This is a genomic window from Rhodococcus sp. (in: high G+C Gram-positive bacteria) (assembly GCF_049286785.1).
GTDB lineage: Bacteria > Actinomycetota > Actinomycetes > Mycobacteriales > Mycobacteriaceae > Rhodococcus_F.
Genome location: NZ_JBAQEO010000924.1, coordinates 1 through 4,510, shown reverse-complemented (window position 1 = coordinate 4,510; position 4,510 = coordinate 1). Strand labels below are relative to the sequence as shown.

At 66.6% G+C, this 4,510-nt stretch carries 1 protein-coding gene; it reads right to left on the bottom strand.

Annotation, left to right across the window (positions count from 1 at the left end):
- On the bottom strand, positions 1-4,311 hold a 4,311-nt coding region (locus WAW17_RS33555), incomplete at its 3' end, for an amino acid adenylation domain-containing protein (RefSeq protein ID WP_422337140.1).
- Positions 4,312-4,510 lie beyond the last annotated feature (199 nt).

The following is a 4,510-nucleotide window of genomic DNA, read 5'->3' as shown; positions in this document are numbered from 1 at the left end:
GGTCTCGTCGAGGTGCCGAAGCACCCCGAACCCGACGCCTCGGGCGGGCACCGCTACGAGTTGTTCCTTGACGGACTTGACCAGGTTCCCCGCGGCGGGGCCGCCCTCGAAGGCCTCTGCGAGGTCGCCGGCGGGCACCTCGAGCCGCACCGGGAAGGCACTGGTGAACCAGCCCACAGTGCGCGCCAGATCGGCGCCGGCCACTGCGTCTTCCTCACGTCCGTGACCTTCCAGGTTCACGAGCACGGAACGCTCGTCGACGCTGCGGGACAGTGGCCACTCCACCATCGCCAGCGCCAGCGCCGAGAGAAGTCCGTCGTTGATGCCACAACCGAATTTGCCCGGCAGCTGCGAGAGCACCGCCTCGGTGACAGCGGGGCTCATCTCGATGTGCACCCGCCAGACCGTGCTCATCGTGTCGACGGCGGGATCGATCGGACGTGCACCGACCACCGGGGCGGGGCCGCCGAGAACCTGCCGCCAGTAACCCAGTTCGGCAGAGTGCGCGCCGCGGTCCGCGGCCTCCCGCACTCCGTGGGCCCACCGGCGGAACGAGGTTCCCACTGCCGGCAATACCGGGGTCTGCCCCGCCCCCAGTTGCGTCCATGCAATGACGAGGTCCGGCAACAGCACACGCCAGGAGAAGCCGTCCACAACGAGATGATGGATGACGACCAGCAGTCGGCCGGGTTCCGCCGAGGATTCGGAAGCAAACCACACCAGCTGCAGCATGATCCCGCGTTCCGGGTCCAGCCGCCTGCCTGCTGCCGCGCATTCGGCACTCACCATGTCGTTGAACGCACGGCTGCCGGGTGTCGCGTCCGTCGAGACACGGGAGATCAGGTCGTCTGCCGCAACGGTTCCAGCGGCCGCCGTCTCGAACACCCAGGTGTCGCCGTCGTGGAAGAACCTCGCGCGCAACGCATCATGGCGATCGAGCACGGCTGCCAACGTCGCTCTCAGCCGATCCGAGTCGGCATCGATCGGAAGCGTCAGCAGCAACGCCTGGAAGAAGTCACCGAAAGGCCCGCGAGCGAGCATCGAATGAATGATGGGCGTCAACGGAATTCGACCGACGCCGCCACCGTCCAGCTCCTCGAGCACGACCGGTGACTCCGCCTCCGTCGGCACCGCGACCCGGGCGATTCCGGCGATCGTCTTCTGCTCGAACACCGCCCGCGCACTGAAGCCGAGTCCGAGAACCTTGGCGCGGGCGGCGATCTGCATCGCGGCGATGCTGTCGCCGCCGAGCGCGAACAGGGAGTCGTCCACGCTGACCTGTTCGAGTCCGAGAGCCTCGGCGACGACGCCGGCGAGCAGTTCCTCCGCTGGTGTCGAGGGGGCGCGGAACACATGCTCAGCGGAACCGAATCGTGGTTCGGGCAATGCGCTGCGGTCCAGTTTGCCGGCGGGAGTCACCGGTACGTGATCGAGTTGCATCACCACCGAGGGCACCATGTGCAACGGCACGATCGCCGCGACACCGTCCGCGATCGCGGTCGGGTCGAACTCTCGGCCGTTGTCGAGGCGCACGTACGAGACGAGAGCTGAAGTGTTGCCTGCGGTGTGATGAACAACTGTGACCGCGAAGTTGACACCGTCCTGGGCAAGCAGGGCCGCATCGATCTCCCCGAGCTCGATGCGGAAGCCGCGGATCTTGACCTGGGAATCGGACCGGCCGACGAATTCGAGCGTGTAGCACCCTGCCCCCTCTACCTCCCGCGGCGAGCGCACCCAACGCACATCGTCACCGGTCCGGTAGAGCCGCGACCCCGGCTCACCGAAGGGATTGGCCACGAACCGATCTGCAGTCAGTGGGTGCTGATTGTGGTAGCCGCGGGCAAGTCCGGGGCCCGCAAGGTACAGCTCACCCACCACCCCGACCGGCACAGCTCGTAGCTTGCGGTCGAGCACCACGACGCTCGCACCCTGGATCGGCCTGCCGATGGTAATCGGCACACCCGGAGTCAGCGGCGCGCTGGTGGTGGCGATGATCGTGGTCTCGGTCGGCCCGTAACTGTTGGTGAAGCGGCACACGTCGCCGAACCGTGCGACGAGGTCCGGGGTGCAGACGTCCCCGCCGACCACCACGGCCTCGAGCTGCCGGAGCCCTCGTGGGTCGACGGTATTCATCACGGTGGGTGCCGAAACGATATGAGTCACTCGTCGATCCCGAAGCAGGTCGACCAACTCGGTGCCGCCGTACACCTCCTTCGGTGCGACGACCATGGTGGCTCCCGCACTGAACGCCTGAATCATCTCGTAGATGGACGCGTCGAAACTGGCCGACGAGAACCGCAGCACCCGCGAGTCCCGGCCGATGCCGAGTTCCGGCCGGGCCCGGGACGCGAAGTTCGCCAGCCCGCTGTGGGTCACGACGACCCCCTTGGGGAGACCCGTCGAGCCCGAGGTGTAGATCATGTATGCAGGGTGGGAGACAGACAGCGGTGCGCGGCGATCCGCATCTGTGATCGCCGCATCGGGCAGACGGTCCAGGCGCCCGCGCACCGCGTCGTCGTCGTCGTCGAGCACGATCCAACGGGTCCGGTCCGGCAGCGAGGCGCGCAACTCGCCGAGGGTGACCCCCACCAATGCACCCGAATCGGTGAGCATGTGCTCGATCCGCTCTGCCGGAAGCTCCGGGTCGATCGGCACGAAGGCGGCCCCAGTCTTCACGACTGCCCAGAACGCGACGAGCGACTCTGCCGATCGGTGCAGACTCAGCGCCACAAAGGTCTCCGGTCCGGCCCCCGACTCGATGAGCAAGCGGGCCAGGCGATTGGATCGGTCGTCGAGTTCCCGATAGGTGATCTGCGTGTCCGACGCCTCGATCGCGATCCCGTCCGGAGCGGCAGCGACACCGTCGGCCAGCAGATCGGGGAGCAGCCGTGCCGGTTCGGTCTGCGGGCCGTGGCAGGGCACGAGGTGCGCACGTTCGTCGGCGCGCAGTACATCGAGCTCAGCAACGCGGTCGGTGACGGCCGACTCGGCGACGGCGGCGAAGAACTCGAGGAAGCGCGTGTGATGATCGCGCAGCTGCTCCTCGGTGTAGAGGTTGGGGTTGGCTTCGAAGTCGATATGCGCCGCTTGCCCGGCGATGCCGGGGTAGATGTTGACGGAGAGGTCCTCGACCGGGCCGGTGGTCAGTACGTTGAGCCTGCCGACCGACGAACCCAGTCGAATCTCGTCGTGGAACATCATGATGTTGACCGACGGACCGAAGAAGCCGCGGTGCCCGCCTCCGAGGTCTGCGTCCCGTCGAATGTCCTCGTGGCGATACCGCTGGTGGCGTAGCGCGCCGGTCAGCTCCAGCTGCACGCTCTTCATCAGGTCGGCCAGCGATGTCTCGGACTGCACCGAGACGCGGACGGGGACCACGTTGGAGACCATGCCGCCCGAGCGGCGCAGCTTCGCGGTGGTGCGGGCCGAGACCGGCAGACTCAGCACGATGTCGTCCTCGCCGGTCACGCGGGACAGGAACGCGGCGATCGCGGCCACCGCAGCAGTGGCGAACGTGACGTCCTCGTGCCGCGCCAGCATTCGCTGCAACGCGGCGTCCGTGGCGGCGGGCAGCGGTGCGCTGACGACCAGTGCGTGGGGGGCCACGTCCCCGGCACGACCGGCGAGGCTGATCGGCGACGGGAAGTTCCGGCTGCGTTCGGCCCAGTGCCCACGATCCTTCTCGAACCGGGTGGAAGTGCGGTAGCGCGCCTCGTCTTCGACGATCTCCCGCAGGTCACCAGCCTGGAACTGTGCCGGGCCCCGGCCCTCCGACGCCGCCGTGTACAGCTCAGCAGCCCGGTTCATGAAGGTCATGGCGCCGAAGCCGTCGAGCGCGATGTGGTGGATCCGCGAATACCAGTAGTAGTGGTCCTCCGCGAGTCTCAACATCGCCGTGCAGATCAGACGATCGTTCAGGATGTCGATCGGTCTGCTGCATTCGGCACGCATCCACGCCTGGGCCGCCGCCTGTGGATCCGCCTCGGACCGGAAATCGACATGGATCATCTCGAAGTCCAGCGACTCGTCGATCATCTGGAACGGCTCGCCGTCCCGTTCGACGATCCGGAGCAGCCCAGTGCCGATTTCTCGAAGAGCGATGGGTCCGATCTCGGCGACCAGGTCGACGTCGAGGACGAAATTGACGTCGACGTACTGGGCGATGACTATCGGCACCTCATCCAGGAGGTGCTGGGCAAACCAGATGCCGCGTTGAGCGGCAGACAGCGGAAAGGGTTCGGATCGTCGTGCACGTCCGGGCGATATCTCGGCGCGTGTGTGACCGACATCTGGATCTTCCAGCGATGACACCTATATATCCCCAGCTCCCGATCGTTCCGAGCGTGGGCACCACAGCACACACTTGCGCTCGGTAAGGGTTTGCGGCCTCCGAATTCGTGGACAGTTTTTGCTGCCGTTCCTACTCATTCGGAGTTTCCGCCCTCCGTGTTACCGAGGCCCGAATCCTCACTCCTTCCTTGGTACCACGCACCGAAGCCCAGCCGATAGG